The organism is Streptomyces sp. NPDC044106 (genome assembly GCF_056433985.1).
In genome coordinates this window covers 33363-52731 of the sequence record NZ_JBWKFZ010000012.1, presented here as the reverse complement: position 1 = coordinate 52731, position 19369 = coordinate 33363, and the positions used below count along the sequence as shown (strand labels likewise).

Genomic DNA, 19369 nt, shown 5'->3' with positions numbered 1-19369 from the left:
TGGAGTCCGATATGAGCCGGGCGGCACCATGGTCGTCACCGCACCGGCCGCCGAGCAGCCCCCTAATAGCGAAGCGGACTGGCGCGCCCGCGTCGAAGAACTCGGACTGGCCGTTCCCGACGGCTGGAGAGTTCGCCTCGTCGAAGCTCGCCATGATCCGGCCGCCTGGCACCGCTTCGCCCAAGGCGAGGACGCGGTCACCCGACCGGTCTGGCGCTGCCGTTACGTCATTGAACCAGCCGCTCCCGCCTGGCTTTCCGCGGGCGATGTCGACGCCCTGGTCCGCGACGCGATGCGCCGGCGCCGCAAGCCTCGCGCTGCCACCGAGGCCGCGGAGCGCGCGCTGATCGTCGTGTACGCCGACGCACAGGCGGGCAAGGTCGGCCGTGACGGTGGGACGCCGGAACTGGTCGGACGCGTCGCGGAGCGCTTCGACAAGCTCGACGATCACGTGCGGGATCTGAAGGCCATCGGCCAAGGCCCCACATGCGCGTACTGGTTGGACGCCGGAGACTGCATTGAGAATTACGAGAACACTGGGCAGCAGGCGTACACCAACGACTTGTCGCTGACGGAGATGATCCGCGTCCACCGCAGGATCACCTTCGAGGGGCTGGATCGTCTCGCCGGGCGCTTCGGGCGCGTCGTCGCGGCAACGTGCGGCTCGAACCACGGCCGAGTTCGCCGCGGCCGCGAAGCGGTTGGCCCGCCCAACGACGACTGGGGCATCGAGGTCATGTCGCAGATCGCCGACGCGTACGCCCGGAACGTAGATGCCTACGGTCACGTCTCCTTCGTCCTCCCGGAGAAGTGGCGAGAGGCGATAAGCCTCGATGTCGCCGGGACCACGGTGGGCCTGGCGCACGGGCATCAGTACCCGCGGCCGGAGAAGGCCGGGGACTGGTGGCGGGCGCAGAGCTTCGGCCGCCAGGCCATCGCCGACGCCGCCATCTTGATCACGGGCCACTACCACACCTTCCGCGCCCAGCAGCTCGGGAACGGACGCCTTCACCTCCAAGCGCCCACCCTCGATAACGGCAGCGACTGGTACACCGCTCGCAGCGGCGAAGTCTCGTCTTCGGGGCTACTCGTTCTCAGCGTTGGGCCGGACGGCTGGGATCATCTACGGCTGCTCTAGACGCTCAAGATCATTCTTGCCCAATTGGGCAAATCCTCGGGACGCGACCCAAGCACCTGTCCACCCTCATCCTCCTCCACGATCCCGCATCGGAGGAAGGACACCATGGGCCTGTATCGCCAGGATGGCACCCGCATCACGAAGGCAGCGTTCCCCGCAGCCGCACTTACAGATCCGCCCGTCAGGGTCAGCGAAGACGTCTACGTGTCCGAGCCGTACGGGCGCGGCGACGGGCAGCCCGAGGGCTCCAAGCGCCTTCTGCTCTACCAGGCCGGGACGATCGTCCTGCGCTCCGCCATCGACCGCTTGTTCACCACGGCGACCGTCACCAGCATCAGCCCTACCAAGGGCCCAGCCGCGGGCGGCACCACCATCACGATCAAGGGCGATCACCTCGACGGCGTCTCCGCTGTCCGTTTCGGCGACACCGCTGGTACCGGTCTTCGCGTGCGTTCGGCCACCGAGCTGACCGTGAAGACACCGCCAGGCGGTGCCGGGGCCATCACGGTCGAACTCGCCGACGACAGCGGCACCGTCTCGGCGGGCATCGGCTTCACCTACGAAGCCCCGGCTGAAGGCTGACCACAGCGCACCGTGCCGGGGCTCCACACCGAGCGGTCCCCGGCACCCTGCCCGTGGTTCAACCGTCCAGCTTCGTAAAGCCCGCCGTCGCACCTTCCCCGCTGAAGATCGCTCCGCTCCGCAACCGCGCGACACAAACTGGACTGCTCGTGCAGGGTGCGCGCGATCGGACCGAGACCCGCTTGAGGAGCCATCCATGGCCACCACTGCCCGTACCCGCAAGTCCGCCGCGAAGGCGGCCGTCGAGGACACCCCGTCTGAGGCGACCACCCCGCAGGCCGGGGCCGACTCGACCCCCACCGCACCCGACGCCGCCCCGCTGGAACCGCCCCACGTCGACGAGGCCCCCGAGCCTCCGGCGCCCAGCCCGTACGTCACACCGACCGAGGTCATCCCCGACGGGGAAAACCTGTCCGACGTCATCCTCGACGACGCCACCGGTCGGCCGCCCGCGGACGTGGACACCGTGTTCGTACCCCTCACCCCGTTCGGCTCCACTCTCCAGTGCACCATCCGCCTGGTCGAGCGCACCTTCCTCGGACCGCACCGCAACCCCGTCACCCGGCTCCTCCAGCCCAAGGGTGCCGTCGTTTCCGAGAGCATCGCTGCCCGCATTCGTGAACGTCTCGACGCGCAGGCCGCGACCACCGGCAGCAAGCAGTAAGGGAGCGCAGGGGTGTCGGTCTACGACCACAAGCCCATGTGGGCCGGAGCGCACTACGACCCCGCCCCGGCTGGCGGCGAGGTGACGCGCCTCGACCTCTATGCCACACCCGAGCGGGACGGGCCGGTTGTCGCGTCAGCCGCGCCCGCCGTCCGGCTCCGCCCCGGGGCGTACCGGTTCGATCTGCCGGTTGTCGCGCCCGGCCGCTACTGGGGTGCGGTCACCTTCACCCCCAACGCCGTGGCACAGCCTGTCACGGACACGTCCGTGCGCCTCGACCTCCCCACGGGCCAGGGGCTCGTCGCCTCCCCCGAAGCCGTCGCCGACGCCCTCGGCGTCCCGCTTCCCCTCACCTCCAGCCAGCGCAGCACGTACGAGGAAGAGATCCGCAACGCGCAAGCCGACGTCGCGGCCTACCTCAACCGGACATTGGTGCCGACCGCGACAACCCTTCGCGGCATCACCCCACACCGGGCGGATGCTCTCGACGACATCGACGCTTGGCCCGTTCACCTCGACGACATCGCTGAAGTGGTCTCCTACCGAGCCAACCCCGACGGGACGTACGACGTGGATCTCCTTGTCGGGCTCAACGGCGCCCGGGAGGAAACAGTCGTGCGGTACGTCGTCGCGCACGCCGCCGAATCCGTACGGCAGCGTCCCGGCCAGAACCCGGGGGCAGGTCGACGAGTCTCCTCGGTGAGCGCTGAAGGCCAGTCGATCTCGTACGACTCCGCGCCCGCCCCGGGGCAGGCGGGCGCTCTCCCCGTGATCGGCAGCCTGAACCGCCTGCGCCGCCTGGTGTTCCAGCCACTCTCTCGCCCGCCGCGCGCGCCGTGGCCGTACTCATCCAGCCGCCACTGGCGCTGACCGGAAGAAGGGAGCAGCCCCGTGGGTGACCGCTATCAGTCGTACGCCGAACTGGCGAGCGGCCAGATCGAAGGTATCCACTACCAGCGGATATGGCGGACCTCCGCGTTCTCCAGCCTGCTGCATCTGGCCATCCATGGGGGCGGGATCGAGCAGGGCACCACCGAACTGGCCGACGCAGCCGCAGGCGACGTCCACGATTTCTACACCCTCGACGCGTTCAAGGAGGCAGGCACCAACTCGGAGCTGCACATCACCTCGACGCGTTTCGATGAACCGCAGGGCCTGACGATGGCCAAGGACGCGAGTCACATCGTGTCCTGGCACGGCGCAGCGGGCACCACGACGATGACCTACCTCGGCGGGCTCGACTACAACCTCCGCGACCAGATCGGCGAGGCCCTGGCCGCTGCCGGCTTCGCGGTCAGCGTGGCTGCTGAAGAACTGAACGGGAACGACCCGGCGAACATCGCCAACCGCGGCACCCGCCGCATGGGCGTGCAGCTCGAACTCACCACCGCCCAGCGCGCCCAGTTCTTCGAGAAGGGGGACATGAGCCGCGCGAACCGGAAGAACACCACTCCGGCCTTCACCGCGTACATCACCGCGGTGACCACGGGCATCCGTCAGGCTCTGGTCACCCCGGGGAAGGGCTGAGACGGTGGCCGTCGTCCTGCCGAACCGACGGTTGACGCTCTACGCGTTCAAGCACCCGTGGGCCCGAGACGCGAACGGCGTCCCGGTACCGCCCGACCCGAGCCAACGACCAGAGCCGCGCGGGACCTGGCCCGGTTCCGCGCTGGAACAGCCCGACGGCCCCTGGTCTCTGCGTCTGGACCCGGCCGCCTGGCCGGTGGAGGCCGGTGACGTCGTCAGCGACGAGACCGGCATGACGTGGACGGTCACCACCGCCCGCCTGCATCAGGTGTCCGGCTGTCCCGTCGTCGATTACGTCCAGGCCACCGCCACCCGTAATCCGCCGGAGGTGCCGTGATGGCGGCGAAGTTCACCCCGAACCCCGCGCTGGAGACGCTGCTGGCGCGGATGATCGCCCCGCACGTCCAGCGCATCGCCCACCAGGTCGAGGTCGAGGCTAAGCGCCTCGCTCCGCCCACCAAGCGATGGGTCACGATGGCCGACGACAAGGTGCGCCCCACGCACATACAGGCGCATGGCCAAGTCGTGCCCGGCAACCTGCGCTTCACGGTCAACTCCATGGACTGGGACCGCCGCCACCGCGGTGTCAGCTCCAACACATACATGCGCCAGCCCCGTGACCAGTCGTCCCGCGCCGTGGCGAACCTGAAGAATTGCCGCTGCACCACGGCCATCGACCCGGAAGGCATCGCCCGGAACATCAGCACCGGCCAGCCGATCATCACCGACAAGAAGGTCACCGTGACCGTCACCGCGCGCGGCCCGATGGTCGTGGAGGCCGAAGTGGGCACCGTCTACCCCGGCAACCTGATCGCTGACGGCACTCATTTCATGGCCCGCGCCGCGGCGATCGTGGCCTCGCGACGCTGAAGCCCTGCCTCTGAGCACGCGACGCAAGCGCCAGTAGCAGCCCACAGTGCGCGCCATGACTACCAAGAACCTCACCAAGACCGCCGCGCCGGGGGCTCCGGCCGACGAGGTCAAGAACGTCCGCACCGCCTCTTCATCTGGCCCGGGGACGGAGACCGTCACGCTGTCGCACCACCTCAACATCGAGGGCCGCAGCTACCAGCCGGGGGACAAGATCCGCGTGTCCGCCGACTATGCCCGCCGCCTGCGCCGCCAGGGTTACGTCGCCCGCACCTGATGGCCGCGACGTACGAACTCGCCGAGGCCGATCCGGTCTCGGCTCTACTCGCCTGGCTCCAACCGCACCCGCTCGTGGCCAAGGCCCTGGGCGGGCCGGGCCGCGTGTCCGGGATCTCCGAGGCGCCGTGGCCGCACCTACGCGTCACCCACGGGCCCGGCGGCGACATGCGCTCCCTGACCTGGGCAACGGAGCCCGAGGTGACGCTGGAGGTGTACGGCGACCCCGGCGGTTGGCCGGGGCAGGCCGAGCTGCGGCGGATCACCCTCGCCTGCGCGGCAGCGGCCACTGAGCTTCCCGAGGCCCCGCACACGCCCGGTCAGCCCGTCATCAGCGGAGTCCGGCCCTCCGGCGCTCTGCTGTGGTCCCCGCTCGTCGACGGACAACCCCGCTGGCTCCTCGGCCTGCTGGTCACCCTGCACCCGTAGGCGAGGGCCCGGTTATGCGTGCGAGCGACGAGAGAGTGAGGCTGCACCTCGTGCCCCTGCGGCAGAAGCAGGCGAAAGAGTTCGTCGCCCAGTGGCACAGGCACCACCAACCGCCGGTCGGCGCCGTCTTCAGCGTGGGCGCTGCCGACCAGCACGGCGTCCTGCGGGCCGTCGCGATCGTCGGGCGGCCCGTCGCACGCCACCTCGACAACGGCGAAACCCTGGAGGTCACCCGCACTGCGACGGACGGCGTCCGCAACGCCAACAGCCTGCTCTATGCAGCCTGTTGGCGCGCAGCGCAGGCCCTGGGCTACTCACGGCTGATCACGTACACGCAGGCAGGTGAATCCGGGGCGAGCCTCCGCGGGGCCGGGTGGCGGGTCATCGCGCGACGCCCGCCCCGCGGAGGCTGGCATTGCGCGAGCCGTCCGCGAACACCGCGTGGAAACGAGCACGTCGCGCGGACCCTCTGGGAAGCGCCGTGACGCCCCGGCCAGCACGCGACGTTAATCGCCTCCTCTCCCCAAGGTTCCCGGGCCCGATCACCGGACCCAGGGAGAACCAACGTCATGGCAGGCGAGACTGCTAACAGCAACGAAATCGTCATCCCCTCACTCACGCGCGTGTGGCTCGCAGCCATCGGGGTCAAGGCTCCGGGTGACGCCACGGCCCCCATGCCGGAGGGCTGGCGCGCAGTGGGCCTCACCACTGAAGACAGCCTGAAGTTCAATTCGGAGCCCAACTTCGAGCAGGTGCGCTCGGCACAGAGCAGCTACCCGACCCGCACCTTCCAGACCCAGGACGCGGGCACCCTCGAAGTCGACTTGCAGCAGTGGTCTGGTGAGAACTTCCGAGCGGTGTACGGCGGCGGCGCCATCACCGAGATCACGCCCAAGGAAGGCACCCAGAAGCACTACCGGTTCGTCCCTCCCCGCATCGGAGGGCGCACCGAGATCGCCGCGTGCATCGAGGTCATCGACGGCGGCAAGCACTACCGCTACATGCTGCCCCGCACGATGCAGATGGAAGGCGTCTCCAAGGAACTGGCGAAGACCAAGGAAGCGATTCTGCCGCTTCGCCTTGCTCTCCAGGGCAGTGACGACGTGGACGCCTGGTACCTGATCACCGACGATCCGGCCTTCCAACCGGCGGCCGTCGACTCGCCTCCGGCATCCGGCTGACCACTCGCTGCGGCAGCGCGCGACACAAGCCGCCCCGGCTTGCCAGTGTCCGCGCGCTGTCGCACCCCGCGACTCAGCCCGCGCACACGAGAGGCCAGCCCTTCATGTCGTTCGTCATCGACCTCGACGCCGCCGAGCGGCGGGAAGTCCAGTACCCCTACGGCATCCCGGTCAAGTACCGCGAGGAGCAGTTCATCTATCCGGCCGAGCTGCCGGCCAAGGCGCTCGACCCGCTGCTCTCGGAGGAGCTGGACCTGGTCGGTCTGCTCCGCGATGTCGTCGAGGCCAGCGAGAACCCCACGGTCGGCCTTGTCGTCGACCTCCTCTTCAAGCGTCCGCATCTGCCGCGCCGGTTCGTCGAGGCGATCTACCAGGTGCACCGCATCCTCCTGGGCGAGGAGGAGTACGAGCGGTTCGTGGACCTGGGGCCCTCCCTCCCTGCGTACGTCCGTCTCACCATGGGCCTGATCAAGGTCTACGGAGTTGACCTGGGAAAGTCCTTCGGACTGGGCGACTCCTCCGAGAGCGATGGGGAGACGTCGAGTCCGACCTCAGCCTCCACCACGGGCTCGACGCCCGAGGAGTCTGGCGAGACCCAGGAGAGCCCGGCTTCATCGGACTGAGGCGTCTGATCGTCCTGATCGACGGCCTCCCCGAGAACTCCCGCCTCCAGTCCGCCCAGATCAGCGGGTGGACGAAGGAGACGGAACTTCTGGCCCAGTTGATCGAAGAGGTCAGCATCCTGGCCGCCGATCGGCGACGTGACGAACCGAAGTCCATCCCTCGCCCGTTCAACCCCGCCGACGCTGCCCACCAGCGGCGCGGCGCGCAGCCGCAGCCGCAGTCCGCCTCCAAGTTCACAGGGCACCGGCAGATGCTCGCGGCCGCGATGCAGAGAGGAATGGTCCGCAGTGGCTGAGGGCCTTCAGGCTGGCCGCCTGGACGTGCCGGTCGTCGCCGACCTCGCCGGGTTCGCGCGCAACCTGCGCAGCAAGATCGAGACGGCCGCCGAGGGCCTGGCCGTCAAGGTCAAGGTCAAGGTCGACTCCAAGGGCCTGCGCAAGAAGCTCGACACCGCCGTCAAAGAGGCGTCGAAGGGCGTCAGCGCCAAGGTCAAGATCAAGGTCGACGACCAGCGGCTGCGCACCGAGCTGGACGGCATCGCACGGCGTATCGCCGGTACGGACGTGCGTGTGCCCGTCCGGCCGGACGGCGACTCCGGTAGTGGCGGCCGCGGTGGCGGTCTGCTTTCCGGCGTCCGCAGCCTGATCCGCGGAGCCCAGGGGGAAGCCGACCGCACTCCGGTCAACGTGCCGGTGCGGATGCGGCTCCCGCGGGGCCGCGGGACGATGCGGATGCTCGGCATCGGCTCGCTGCTGTCCCTGGCGCAGCCCGCCGTCGCTGCGCTCACCCAGTACGGTGCCGGGCTGACGGCGCTCGTCTCAGCGGCCGCGCCAGCCGTCGGTGTTCTCGGCGCGATACCCGGGCTGATCGTCGCGGCGGGTACCGCGGCGATCGGCACGAAGGTGGCCTTTGCCGGGTTCGGCGAGGCCCTGAAGCAGACGCTCAAGGCGCAGCAGCAGGCAGGCTCCGGGGCCAAGCTGACCGCGGCCCAGCAGGAGGCGCTGGCGCAGTCCCTCGACGGACTGTCGAACTCGGCTCGCAAGACCGTCACGACGGTCGGGGGCTTGAGCGGGGCATGGCGCAAGATGCGCCAGTCGGTGCAGGAACGTTTCTTCTCGCAGGTCGCAGATGAGGTCAAGCCGCTCTCCTCCGCAGTGCTGCCTCTGCTGAAGGATTCGCTCGGCGACACCGCTGGGCAGATGGGCGACCTGGCCAAGCGCGGCGCGCAGTTCATGCAGAGCGGCCCGTTCCGCCGGGACTTTAAGAAGATCGCGGCCACCAACAGCAGCGCCATCGGGCACATGACCGACGGGCTCGCGAACCTGGGCCACGCGGGCATTGACTTTGCGGTGGCCTCCGGCCCTTTTGTCGAGCGGGTCAGCGGCGGTATCGAACGCTTCACGCAGTATGCGCGCGCCTCCGTTCAGGCCGGACGCGAGACCGGCTCCCTCGCGAAGTTCCTCGATCACGCGGGCGATAAGGCGGCTCAACTTGGGCGCTCCACCTGGGACCTGGTCAAGGGGCTTGGAGGAGTAGGAAAGGCCGCTCAGGACAGCGGCAACGCCCTGCTCGACGGGTTCGAGGGCTCGATGACCCGCTTTAAGAGGTGGGCGAACTCGGCCAAGGGCCAGACGTCGATGAAGCAGTTCTTCTCCGACGCTGCTCCAACGTTCCACGAGTTGAACCTTCTTGTCGGGGACTTTTTTCGCGGTCTGGGACGGGCTGCGAAAGACAACGGCGTCACCGATCTGATCCGGCAGATCAGGACCCAGTTGATGCCCGCCCTGGGCACGTTCTTCGACGGCATCGGGCATTCGATCGGTCCCGCACTGGTCAGCGTGGTCTCCAATCTGGCCACCGCCATCGGCAATCTGTCGGCGGCCGGCAGCGGGCTCGGCCTCTTGCTGGTCGCGTTCAACGGCGTGGTGCACGCCTTCAACTCGCTCATGCATGTGCTCCCCGGCGCGAACTTCGCGTTGTCCGCCTTCTTCGGCACACTGCTCATGCTGAAGGTGATCAGCGGTGTCACGAGCATGCTGCGCGGCTTGGGTACGTCGGTCGTGGCTGCGGGCCGGTCGATGAACACCACCGTCGGAGTGCTGCGCAACGGCACCACGGTCGCCGGGCAACAGGTTCGCGTCTGGGATCAGATGCGCACCGCCTACCGAGGCGCTGCCACCGAAGGCGGCCGCCTGTCCGGCACCGTGCGGGGCATCGGAGCGGCAAACAGGGTGGCATCGAACGCGCTGGGCGGCATGGTGTCCGCGCTCGGCGGGCCCCTCGGAATCGCCATCACTGGCGTCACCATCGGGCTGGGGTACCTCGCCTCGAAGCAGGAGGCCGCGGCCCGCGCCGCAGCCGCGCACGAGGAGCGCATCAGCTCTCTGTCCCAGGCCCTGGCGGACTCCAACGGCCAGATCGACGCGAACGTCAGGGCGCAGGCAGCGCAGTATCTCCAGGACGTCAAGCTCTCGGACGGCAAGGGCAAGCTCATCGACACCCTGCTCAGCGCGGATGTCACTCTCAAGCAGGTCACGGACGCCTACCTCGACCAGGGCGGCTCCATCGACGGGCTAGAGAAGAAGCTGCGGGGGCTCGCAGAAGGCACGAAGCACTACGCCCGGATCGGCGCCGACACCTTTGTCCCCAAGCTGAGTCCCCAGGGCGAGAAGTACCAGGCCGCGGCCGACGCTTTGAAGGGCATGAGCGGCGAGCTGGACAAGTCGAAGTCCAAGGCGAAGGAACTGAACGAAGCGGTCAACGGCTCGGCGAGTACCGGCACGTCCGCGTACGACCGGCTCCAGTCCGCCGTCCAGGGCTTCAGCGACAAGACCAAGAGCGCCGACGAACGGGTCGACAACCTTCGCCGTGCGCTCGACGCCCTCAACGGCAACTCCCAGTCCTTTCACGACGCTCAGGCGCAGCTCAACTCGGTGATGTTGCAGATCGACGACACGATGAAGGGCAACATCAGCCGCGCCGAGGGTTGGGGCAAGGCCCTCGTCGACAGCGACGGCCTGGTGAACACCGCCTCACGGAACGGTCAGACGCTCAACAGCCAACTCACGGAGCTGCGGGACTCCATGCTCGGCGTCGCGACCAAGGCGCAAGAGGCCGCGGAGCAGGGCGTGATGCCCATGTCTGAGGCGATGGACAAGGGCCAGGGCGCGATGGAGCGGGCCCGGTCCAAGGCCATCCAGCTCGCGCGGGACATGGGCATTCCCAAGGAACAAGCGCAGCAACTCGCTGACCAGATGGGCTTTATCCCCGACACCATCACCACGATCATGCGGACCTCGGGCGTCGACAAGGCCATGGCCGAGTTCCTGAGCCTGCGGGGCAAGCTCGACGGCTTGAAGGTCGGGGAGACCATCCGGATCAGCGCGCCCACCGCGGAAGCGCGCCGGCAGCTTGAGGCTCTGGGCTTCAAGGTCAAGACGCTGCCCGGCGGCAAGAAGGTGGCGGTCAGCGCCCCGACCGGTGCGGCGCGCGGAAACATCGCAGCTCTGGCCGCCGACATCAAGGCCGCGCCCAACAAGAAGAAGGTCACGGTCGAGGCCATCATCCGCAGGGCCGCGGGCGAGCTGAAGGCCGTCCGGGACAGGGTCGTTGACCTGCCCGCGAACCGAAAGGTGAAGGTCGACGCCCCGACGCGCCTCGCTCAGCAGCAACTGCGTGACCTGGGTTTCAAAATCAAGGGCCTTAAGGGGAAGAAGGTCGAGATCACCGCACCTGCGGGCACGGCCTCCGGGCAGGTCGGGGCGATCCAGCGCAGGATCAACTCGCTGACCGGCAAGACGGTGCACGTCACCGTGCAGTACTCCACGAAGGGCAAGCCATACGTCTCCGAGCATGCCGACGGTGGGATCGTCCGCTACGCCGACGGCGGCATCCGGGCCATGGCCGGACGTGTGAAGGCTTTCGCGAACGGCAGCGAACGGCACATCGCACAGATCGCGAAGGCAGGCGAGATGCGCCTGTGGGCGGAGCCCGAGACGTATCCCGGTGAGGCGTACATCCCGCTGGCGCCCTCCAAACGACGGCGCTCGGAGGAAATCCTCGGCACCGTCGCCAAGTTCTTCGGCGGCACCGTCGTCTACGGACGGGACCTGAAGCAACTCGCCAACGGAGCGCTGCGCCAGCCCTCCGGCGCCCAAGCCCTGTACCGCCCCGCCCGGACAAGCACTCCGCGCGCGACTGCCACCGCGGGGAACACCGCGGCGCTGGTCGGCGGGGACCTGAACATCAACGTCGGCCAGGTCGCTGGTGTCGGCAACGCTATGGAGGACGCCATGTACGAGCTGCGCAAGGTCCGACTCGGTGGAGGCGTCGGCTGATGCGCGACGGCGAGTGGTACCTCGGCTACTACACCTACGACCATCTGCCAGGCGCTGCCCTGCACTTCGGCACACAGGCCAGCGGCATCTATTGCCTGAGCCAGCCGGAGGTGAAGCTGGGTGAGCCCGAAGTCGGAGACCAGCCTCTGCCCGGGGAGGACGGCAACCGGCTCGGTCGCGACTACCAGCGCGCCGCCACCGTCACCTTCGAGCTGGGCGTAGACGCGGTGGATACTCCGGTCGACCGACACTTCCCCGTGCCGTACTGGATGCTCAAAGACCATCGCATCGGCGACTGGGTCGACAGCGAACCGTTCCTGAACATGCTCAGGAAGAAGGGGTCGCCCGCCGAGTGGGTCCAAGAAGGCGTGGCCATGCTGCGCCAAGTCTGGCGGGCCGACCCAACCCGTATGCGCCCCACGCGCGTGGCGTGGCTGCTGCACAAGTCCGGCGGACGCGTCCGCCGCCTGTACGGACGACCCCGAAAGTTCGACGTCGTGCATTCCCGGTTCGCCTCCCGCGGCTACATACCGGTCATCGCGGAGTTCCAGGCCATCGATGACCGCTTCTACGACGACGAGGAACAGGTCCGGGAGATGTGGGACATGTCCGGGTTCCACATTCCATGGCGACCGGGCCGCCCCTGGTGGGGCGATGCCCTCCCCCCGTGGATGACGCATCCGGTCCGCAAGACCGTGGCCATACAACACGCAGGCCGAGTCGCCACGCAGCCGGTCATCGTGATCAAGGGCCCGTGCACCGGTCCGCGGATCGAGTTCCAGAACCTGTGGGCGGTGAAGCTCAACATGACGATCAAGCAGGGCGAGTCAGTCGAGATCGACGCGCGGCCGTTCTCCCGCACAGTCCTGCTCACCAAGCAAAACGGCTCCCAGTCGTCGGTCGCGGACAAACTCACCAGGTCCTCACCACGCCTGGCCGACATGACCATCCCCCCGGGCATCTGGGGCGCCCACCTGACATACACCCGTGTCAACAAGCGGGGACCGGGCCCCAACGTGCAGATCAAGTGGCGCAACGCCCACACCTGGTGGTGAGCACGAGACACAAAGCCACGCCGCCCTTCACCCTCCGCCTCACCTGAAACCGAGGTGAAGGAGAACGCAAGGTGTGGGACGGCATCCCGTGGTTCGTGGAGGGCACGGCGACGAGCGAGGAGACACTGCGCCTGGTCGTAGCGGCGGCCGCCGGTGGCGGTGAGGGCATCGTCGCCCCTTCGGACCTCGTCGTGACGGCACTGGAGGTGCCCGGGGCCTCCGTGCAGGTGGGCACCGGCGCGATGATCGCCTCCCGGCCCCACTCCGGCGCAGGTGGCCAGGCATACGCGGCACGCCTGCCCACCCCCGACCTAGCCGACATCGAGCCGACGTCCGCCGACGGGCCCCGCTCGGACCTGGTCATCGCACGGATCGAGGACCCCTACGGCGGAGAGACGTGGCCGCTGCCCGAGGACCCGGCCGTCGGCCCCTACGTGCACACCCGCGTGATCTCCGACGTTCCGCCTGGAACCACCAGCCTCCAGGATGTCGACGCCGCCTCAACGGCCGTCACCCTGGCGCGCATCGACGTACCTGCCTCCACGTCCGTCATCACCCAGGGCATGATCACCGACCTGCGGCACCTGGCCCGTCCACGCTCACACACGGTGCGGCGCTACCTGCACAGCGTCTGGCCCACCCCCGACGACATCGGCCTCCTCACCGACACCTGGGAAGACTTCCCCCTGGGCGCGCGCTGGCAGGAGCCGGCGCCGCCCTGGGCGACGCACGTCACGGTCCACGCCCACCTCACCGGCGTGCTACACCCTGACGCCACGGAGGCTTCCGTGCGCCTGCGGGTCAGCGTAGGTGAGCAGGTCGGTGGCAGCTTCCCTCTCGTCAGCCAGCACGCCGGACGCCACGCCGCGGTGTGCGGGCACGCCTTCGCGCTCCCCCCGGCCGACCGCGGCGCCGTGTTGCCCATAGCCGTGCAGGGCATCGGCACCGAGGGCATGTCCGGGGTGCTCCGTGCGGACACCGGCACCGTCCTCGCCGTGGAGATCACCTACAGCCAGGCTCCGGTGGCCGCATGAGCGGGTGGCGGTACATCGCGCAGCGCTCCACCACGCGCGATTTCCTGGACTGGGACGTGCCGTTCGTCGCCGACTCGGTGCCCAAAGCAGAGTTGAACGGCCCTGGCGCCATGACGGGGACGATCGCCCCGGAGTACATGCGGCTCATGGCCCGGCCGGACGGCCTGCCCGTCATCACGGAGTGGGCGACCACGCTCTATGCCGAGTACAACGGCCACATTCGCTGGGGCGGTCTGGTCACCAAGGTGTCCTTCCAGGGCCAGGCGATGCGCGTGGAGTGTGCGGGCTACACCGCCTACCCCAACGGGATGCCGTACCTGGGCTCCACGATCGTCTCCGGTGGCAAACACAAGCAGAAGTGGAAGTACGACGGGCGGGACAAGAACCACGACGGGTACGTCGACGGCTCGCACCCGAAGAGAAAGATGCCGCCGCGCCCCAAGGACAAGATCGGTCGCCGGTGGGACGCCTACGACGTCGTCCGGCACATCTGGGACCACCTGCAGTCCTACAAGGGCGGCGATCTCGGGCTGATCGTCGACCGCCACGACTCCGGGCACCTGCTGGGCTCCTCCAACGGCCAAGATCCGTGGCAGCTCCAATGGTGGGAGACCCCGGACTGCGGAAGCACGATCACCGAAGTCATGGGCCTCGCGAAGGCCGACTTCCGCGAACGGCACCGCTGGGACGGCAACAAGGAGAAAGTCGAGCACTTCCTGGACCTCGGCACACGCCGCCTGGGCAAGGCTCGTAAAGATCTCCGCTTCGCGAGCGGCGAGAACATCGTTGAGATCGCAACGCCGGGCGGACAAGGCGAGTTCTTCGCCAACCAGGTCTACGTCCTGGGCAAGGGCAGCGGCTCAAAGACCGCGCGGGCCCGGGTGGTGACCAATGACCGACGGCTGCGCCGCGCCCGGGTCATCACACGCAAGAGCACGAAGAACCACCGCACCCTGACCGCGTACGGCCGCACCGAGCGCGCCAAGCACTCCGCGCAGCTCACCATCCCCTCCATCGCCGTCCGCCAGCACCCCAACGCCCCCTTGGGCTCCTGGCACTTGGGCGACCGGATTCTCGTGCAGGTCGACGTGCCGTGGGTCGGCGAACTCGCCATCTGGCATCGGGTCACGGCCGAGGAGATCGACCCCGCAGCCGGTACAGCCGTGCTCACCCTCACCCGCGCTGACCACTACGGCTGAGGCGACAGGAGCTACCACATGACCACGTCGTTTCGACTCGACGAGCGCGAGCAGGCGAAGAACTTCGCGGCCTACCTGGCACAGCTTGAGCGCCGTATCCAAGACCTGGAGCGGTCCAACTCCTTGACGAACGCGTCCGTCGACGGCGGGTCCATCGAGGTGTACGACGAGGACGGCTCCCTCCAGGTCGTCGTCGGCGAGCAGGGTGATGGCACCACAGGCGTCATCCATGTCAACGGACCCCCGCCACCGACCCCCAGCCCCCCGGCTCTTGCTGAGGCCCGCGGGGGCGTGGCGGCCACCTGGGACGGGCTGTTCACCGACGCGCTCTCCGCACCGCTGGACTTCTCCCGCATCGAGGTGCACGCCTCCACCGCCAGCATCTTCGAGCCGACGCAGACCACACAGGTCGGCACGATCGAGTCGCCGCGCGGAGGCGTCTTCCTGATACCCACCGAAGTACCCGTGCACGTACGGTTCCTGGCTCGCACCCTGTCCGGCACAGGTGGTCAGCCGTCCGCGGCCGCGGGGCCCGTCGGCCCGGGACGGGTCGTCGCGCAGGACGTTCTCGACGGCATCATCAACACGAACAAGCTGACGGCACAGGCCGTCACCGCGGCGAAGATCGCTCTCGGGGCCGTCAACGGCATCCACTTGGCCGCGGAGTCCGTCACCACGGAGAAGCTGCTCAGCCTCTCGGTCACCGCGGAGAAGATCGCCAGTCTCGCGATCACCAGCGACAAGATCGCGGCGTTGTCAGTCACGGCCGACAAGATCGCCGTCAACAGCATCGACGCGAGCCACATCCGGGCCGGAGCCATCGACGCCACCCACATCAAGGTCGGATCGATCACCGCCGACCGGCTCACGATCGCCAGCAGCCCCAACATGCTGCCGGACCCCTCCTTCGAGGGGCCTGGCGGCGCCGCACTGGTCACCGGGCAGACGTACTGGTCCATCGCGGACGGCGGCAACGGCTCGGCAAAGGCCGCCCTCGTCAACGCGACCTCCGCGGCCCCGGTCATCCGCACCCTGTCCCTGTCCACGTTCCCGATCCTGGCCGGGCAGCAGTTGCACCTGGCGGTCGACGCCATGCCCTCCACCGACTGGACGGGCTCCTCCTTGCGGATCTACGCACGGTGGATCGACTCCGCCGGCAACGTGACCTTCGGGCACGTCACCAACAGCAACCCAACCCGCGGCTCCTGGAACGAGCTGTCCGGCAACGTGCAAGCCCCGCCGGGCACGGTGCAGGCAGAGATCAGGATCGGCTCGTACGACGCCACCGCAGGCACCGTGGCCTTCGACAACGCGGTCGTGCAGCCGGTCCTCGGCAAGGTGCAGATCGCGGACGGAGCGGTGACCGCGGACAAGCTCGACGCGAAGGCCATCGACGGAAAGATCATCACCGGCGCGACGCTGCGAACTGCGGCCACCGGCGGCCGCATCGTGCTGGACGCCTCGCGGCTCACCGCGTACGGCCACGGGTCACAGCGCATCGTGCTGGAACCCAACTCGGCGTCGCCCTTCCTGTACTTCACCAGCGATGACGGCACCAATTACGCCTATCTCCAGGTGGCGGGCCAGGGCTCGGAAGCCGCCCTCGTCACCCACAGCGGCAAGTTCAGCGACCGTGACGGAGCTGCCGTGCGGTGGAGAACGTGGCAGGGCAACGACAAATGGGTCGCCGAACGCGTCCTCGACGGCACCGCGGTGAGCGTGGGCAGCCGAATCCAGCTCACCGCGGAGCAGGCCACGATCAGCGGCCCCGCCATCCGAGCGAACGGCGTCTTTCGAGCCGACAACATCGCCATGGGTGTCGTAAAGGTCAAACCCACCCCCAACGTCCCCACACCCGTCACGCTGTCCGGCGGCAACATCGCAGGCTCCAAGTTCCGAGCGCAGCTCACCGCTAACACCGGCTATCCCGGCAACAGAGTGTTGGGCGTCGGGTTCACGGGCCTGTCGCGCGAGGGCATGACCATCTGGGTCACCCGCACGGACAACGACGAGACCACCGTCCACTGGCAGATCATCGGAGAAGACTGATGGCATCCACCGACGAGGAACCCACTCCCCGCGCGCAGCGCATGATCGCGACCTGCCACACCGATCCCGGCGTCTGCCCCGTCAGCGGCATCCCGTTCACCGGCACCTACTACGCCGCTCCCGAGCCGCCGCTGTACCGCGGTGTCTGCATGGGCTGCGAGCAGCCCATCACCGACCTCGTACAGGTCGCGTCGTGAGGCCAGGACAGTAGAGGGTGCCCCGATGCAGTGTGCGCGCTGCGGGGAGCCGCGGGCTTTGCCGGCCCCGGCTCCCGCGCACCCGTGATTCATCGAACCCAGGGAGTGCCAGTGGATGGGCTCGTCTCGCTGGCGCCCGTACTCGCCCCCCTTTTCGGGATGCTCGGCGCGTTGGGCGGCGCGTGGCTGGTGTACAGGCAGAACAAGAAGAACACCGAGGCCGCGGCCGTCAAGAACCTCACCGACGGCTTCAGCAGTCTCCTCGAACAGCAGCGCGCATCGACGAACCAGACCATGGAACGGATGGCCACGCTCGAAGCGAAGTACGACACCCTTGAGCGCCGTGTCGAGCACCTTCAAGAGGAGCAGCGCCAGTGGCGCCGTTGGAAGGCCGCCGCCGTCGAGTACATCCACGACCTGCGGGATCTGGTCCGCGATGTTCTGCACCGCCCGGCGCCTGAGCCGCCCGCCGAGATCGCCGCAGACATCGAGCGGCATGATCCGCCGTAGCGCCAGGACGCGACACTAGACCTCCGGCCCCCGCAGGCTCTGGCCTTCACATCAGCTCATGGAAGGCCAGAACTCCTATGTCGACGCTCGATTCGATCACCACCGGCGCCCAGGTTGGCGCCCTCCTGCCGCTGCTCACCGCGATCGTGCAGCGCCCGGCCTGGCCGACGGAGGTGAAGAAGACGGTGGCCGTGGTCCTCGCCCTGGTCGCGGGCGTCGTCACCGTGGCCGCGTCCGGGGGCTGGGATCAGTTCCAGCACGGGGCTCTCACCTTCGCCACGCTCGCCACGGTTCTCGCCGCTTCCCAGGCCACGTACGACCTGATCTGGAAGCCGAGCAAGGTCGCTCCGGTGATCGAGTCGGTCACCAGCCCGAAGGCCCCGGAACAGGCCGGGTAGCGCTGCGGCCGGTAACCCGCCGGGATGCCGGCGGGTATCATCCGCATTTAGGTGGCCGCTTCGCCGCCGAACCCACTGCGTTGAGGGTTGCTGCTGGTGGCTGGGAGTTTCAGGTCCGCCTTTTCCTCCTGGGTCTGGCCAGCAGACCAACAGCCCAAGACCACTGCGCGCGTGCAGAGCGCCCAGGGCCGGAGAGTGGTTGCTCCTGCGATGACCCGGCACACGGAGTGGGTTCGGTTGCGAGGCGGCCATCGCCAACTACGCACCGGCCGCCTCGCGCGGCACACCGCGGCTTGAGAGCAGCGAGCCGAGACGACCAGGAGGAACCGCGGGCATGGCCGACGCGCAGCCACCTGCCAAGAAGGCCACGGCAGAGGTCGAGCGCCTGAAGAAGATGTCGCACCAGGCATTCTTCGAGGCATGGACCACGTACGTACTGGGCGGCACCGACGAGCAGGCGTCGCGGGAGGTGCAGGCGGCCGCGTTCCGGTCGCCGCAGCTGGCCACGCGGACGATCGTCGCCGCTGACCGCGCCGCCCGCGAGTTCAAGACGGTAGTCGAGCGCCACGACGGCGAGTCGAAGCGTGACTACCAGACCCGTATCAGCGCCTTCCGCGAGCAGCTTCGCGACGCACGGCAACCCGTGGTGGAGGCGGTGGAAGATCTCGCTGCGGACGAGGCTAAGTATCTGGCGCAGCTCGACGACGAGGCGTTCGCCGCGGAGTGGTCGGCGTTTGTGCAAGAAGTCGCCGGCAGTTCGCGAACCGGCCGCGATTACGTGCAGGGCCTGGCGTTCCGCTCGATGGAGGTGGCGCCGCGCACCCACGCTCTGTCCACACGGATGATGCGGAATCCGGAGGGCTTCCTGCCCGAGCTGGAGGGCGAGTCCCGTACGGCGCACGAGGCGCGTGTCTCTCGGTTCCGTTCGCGGCTGGAAGCTGAGATGCGCTTCCTCCAGTACACCCTGAACTACACGGTGGCGCGGTGGGGACGGATGCCGAGCGCGCCGAACCACCGTCTCCAGGCGATGCGGCTCCTCGCCGAGAAGTACCCGGAGGAGTTCTCGACGTTGCTCAATGCGGTGCGCGACGATGCGCGGAAGGCGCGCGAGGAAGTGCGCCAGCAGCGGCGCGTCGAGCGCCGAGCACAGGCGCGCTCGACGAACTGACGACGCACCCGCACTCTGGGCGCGCTCCGTATGGGGCGCGCCCTTCTTCTTGCCCGCGCGCGCCCACGCCATCGCGGCGCGCCTCGCGCGCGCCCCCGTCCGCGCCGCCACTGCCTGTCCAGTCGTGTCAG

At 68.6% G+C, this 19369-nt stretch carries 21 protein-coding genes; all 21 read left to right on the top strand.

Annotated elements, in window-relative coordinates; all coding sequences use genetic code 11:
- Positions 1–28: 28 nt before the first annotated feature.
- Positions 29–1138, top strand: coding sequence for a metallophosphoesterase family protein (locus AC07DI_RS22600; RefSeq protein WP_478905827.1), 1110 nt, complete (start codon positions 29–31; stop codon positions 1136–1138).
- Between the two features lie 105 nt (positions 1139–1243).
- Positions 1244–1720 (top strand): IPT/TIG domain-containing protein, encoded by a 477-nt coding sequence (locus tag AC07DI_RS22595; RefSeq protein WP_478905826.1) that lies wholly within the window; start codon positions 1244–1246, stop codon positions 1718–1720.
- 196 nt (positions 1721–1916) lie between these two features.
- Positions 1917–2384, top strand: coding sequence for a hypothetical protein (locus AC07DI_RS22590; protein WP_478905825.1), 468 nt, complete (start codon positions 1917–1919; stop codon positions 2382–2384).
- 12 nt (positions 2385–2396) lie between these two features.
- On the top strand, positions 2397–3254 hold the full coding sequence (locus AC07DI_RS22585) for a hypothetical protein (RefSeq protein ID WP_478905824.1): 858 nt from the start codon (positions 2397–2399) through the stop codon (positions 3252–3254).
- A gap of 21 nt (positions 3255–3275) precedes the next feature.
- The gene (locus tag AC07DI_RS22580; protein WP_478905823.1) at positions 3276–3911 is read left to right on the top strand and encodes a poly-gamma-glutamate hydrolase family protein; all 636 of its coding nucleotides are present in this window, start codon (positions 3276–3278) and stop codon (positions 3909–3911) included.
- Between the two features lie 4 nt (positions 3912–3915).
- Complete coding sequence (locus AC07DI_RS22575; RefSeq protein WP_478905822.1) at positions 3916–4248, top strand: hypothetical protein; 333 nt, start codon at positions 3916–3918, stop codon at positions 4246–4248.
- Entirely contained in the window at positions 4248–4781 is a 534-nt protein-coding gene (locus AC07DI_RS22570) for a hypothetical protein (protein ID WP_478905821.1), read from the top strand. Before AC07DI_RS22575 ends, AC07DI_RS22570 begins: the two co-directional genes overlap by 1 nt.
- Before the next feature lie 55 nt (positions 4782–4836).
- Positions 4837–5058 carry a DUF7210 family protein gene (locus AC07DI_RS22565; protein WP_478905820.1) on the top strand — a complete coding sequence of 74 codons (222 nt, stop codon included), beginning with the start codon at positions 4837–4839 and terminating at the stop codon, positions 5056–5058.
- Positions 5058–5486, top strand: a complete 429-nt coding sequence (locus tag AC07DI_RS22560; protein WP_478905819.1) for a hypothetical protein — start codon at positions 5058–5060, stop codon at positions 5484–5486. The genes AC07DI_RS22565 and AC07DI_RS22560 overlap by 1 nt, the downstream gene beginning before the upstream one ends.
- A gap of 50 nt (positions 5487–5536) precedes the next feature.
- Positions 5537–5971 (top strand): XF1762 family protein, encoded by a 435-nt coding sequence (locus tag AC07DI_RS22555; protein ID WP_478905818.1) that lies wholly within the window; start codon positions 5537–5539, stop codon positions 5969–5971.
- Positions 5972–6055: 84 nt separating this feature from the next.
- Positions 6056–6667: a phage tail tube protein gene (locus AC07DI_RS22550; RefSeq protein WP_478905817.1), complete on the top strand. Its 612-nt coding sequence runs from the start codon at positions 6056–6058 to the stop codon at positions 6665–6667.
- A gap of 104 nt (positions 6668–6771) precedes the next feature.
- A complete protein-coding gene (locus tag AC07DI_RS22545) occupies positions 6772–7290 on the top strand; it encodes a hypothetical protein (protein WP_478905816.1) in 519 nt (172 codons plus the stop codon).
- Positions 7291–7611: 321 nt separating this feature from the next.
- Entirely contained in the window at positions 7612–11628 is a 4017-nt protein-coding gene (locus AC07DI_RS22540; protein WP_478905815.1) for a hypothetical protein, read from the top strand.
- Positions 11628–12683, top strand: coding sequence for a hypothetical protein (locus AC07DI_RS22535; RefSeq protein WP_478905814.1), 1056 nt, complete (start codon positions 11628–11630; stop codon positions 12681–12683). Before AC07DI_RS22540 ends, AC07DI_RS22535 begins: the two co-directional genes overlap by 1 nt.
- Positions 12684–12754: 71 nt before the next feature.
- Positions 12755–13717, top strand: a complete 963-nt coding sequence (locus AC07DI_RS22530) for a hypothetical protein (protein ID WP_478905813.1) — start codon at positions 12755–12757, stop codon at positions 13715–13717.
- The gene (locus tag AC07DI_RS22525) at positions 13714–14916 is read left to right on the top strand and encodes a hypothetical protein (protein ID WP_478905812.1); all 1203 of its coding nucleotides are present in this window, start codon (positions 13714–13716) and stop codon (positions 14914–14916) included. The genes AC07DI_RS22530 and AC07DI_RS22525 overlap by 4 nt, the downstream gene beginning before the upstream one ends.
- A gap of 18 nt (positions 14917–14934) precedes the next feature.
- Positions 14935–16965, top strand: coding sequence for a hypothetical protein (locus AC07DI_RS22520; RefSeq protein WP_478905811.1), 2031 nt, complete (start codon positions 14935–14937; stop codon positions 16963–16965).
- Positions 16965–17162, top strand: a complete 198-nt coding sequence (locus tag AC07DI_RS22515; protein WP_478905810.1) for a hypothetical protein — start codon at positions 16965–16967, stop codon at positions 17160–17162. The genes AC07DI_RS22520 and AC07DI_RS22515 overlap by 1 nt, the downstream gene beginning before the upstream one ends.
- 111 nt (positions 17163–17273) lie before the next feature.
- Positions 17274–17672 carry a hypothetical protein gene (locus tag AC07DI_RS22510; protein ID WP_478905809.1) on the top strand — a complete coding sequence of 133 codons (399 nt, stop codon included), beginning with the start codon at positions 17274–17276 and terminating at the stop codon, positions 17670–17672.
- Between the two features lie 77 nt (positions 17673–17749).
- The gene (locus AC07DI_RS22505) at positions 17750–18070 is read left to right on the top strand and encodes a hypothetical protein (RefSeq protein WP_478905808.1); all 321 of its coding nucleotides are present in this window, start codon (positions 17750–17752) and stop codon (positions 18068–18070) included.
- A gap of 334 nt (positions 18071–18404) precedes the next feature.
- Positions 18405–19238, top strand: a complete 834-nt coding sequence (locus tag AC07DI_RS22500; protein ID WP_478905807.1) for a hypothetical protein — start codon at positions 18405–18407, stop codon at positions 19236–19238.
- The last annotated feature ends 131 nt before the right edge of the window (positions 19239–19369 follow it).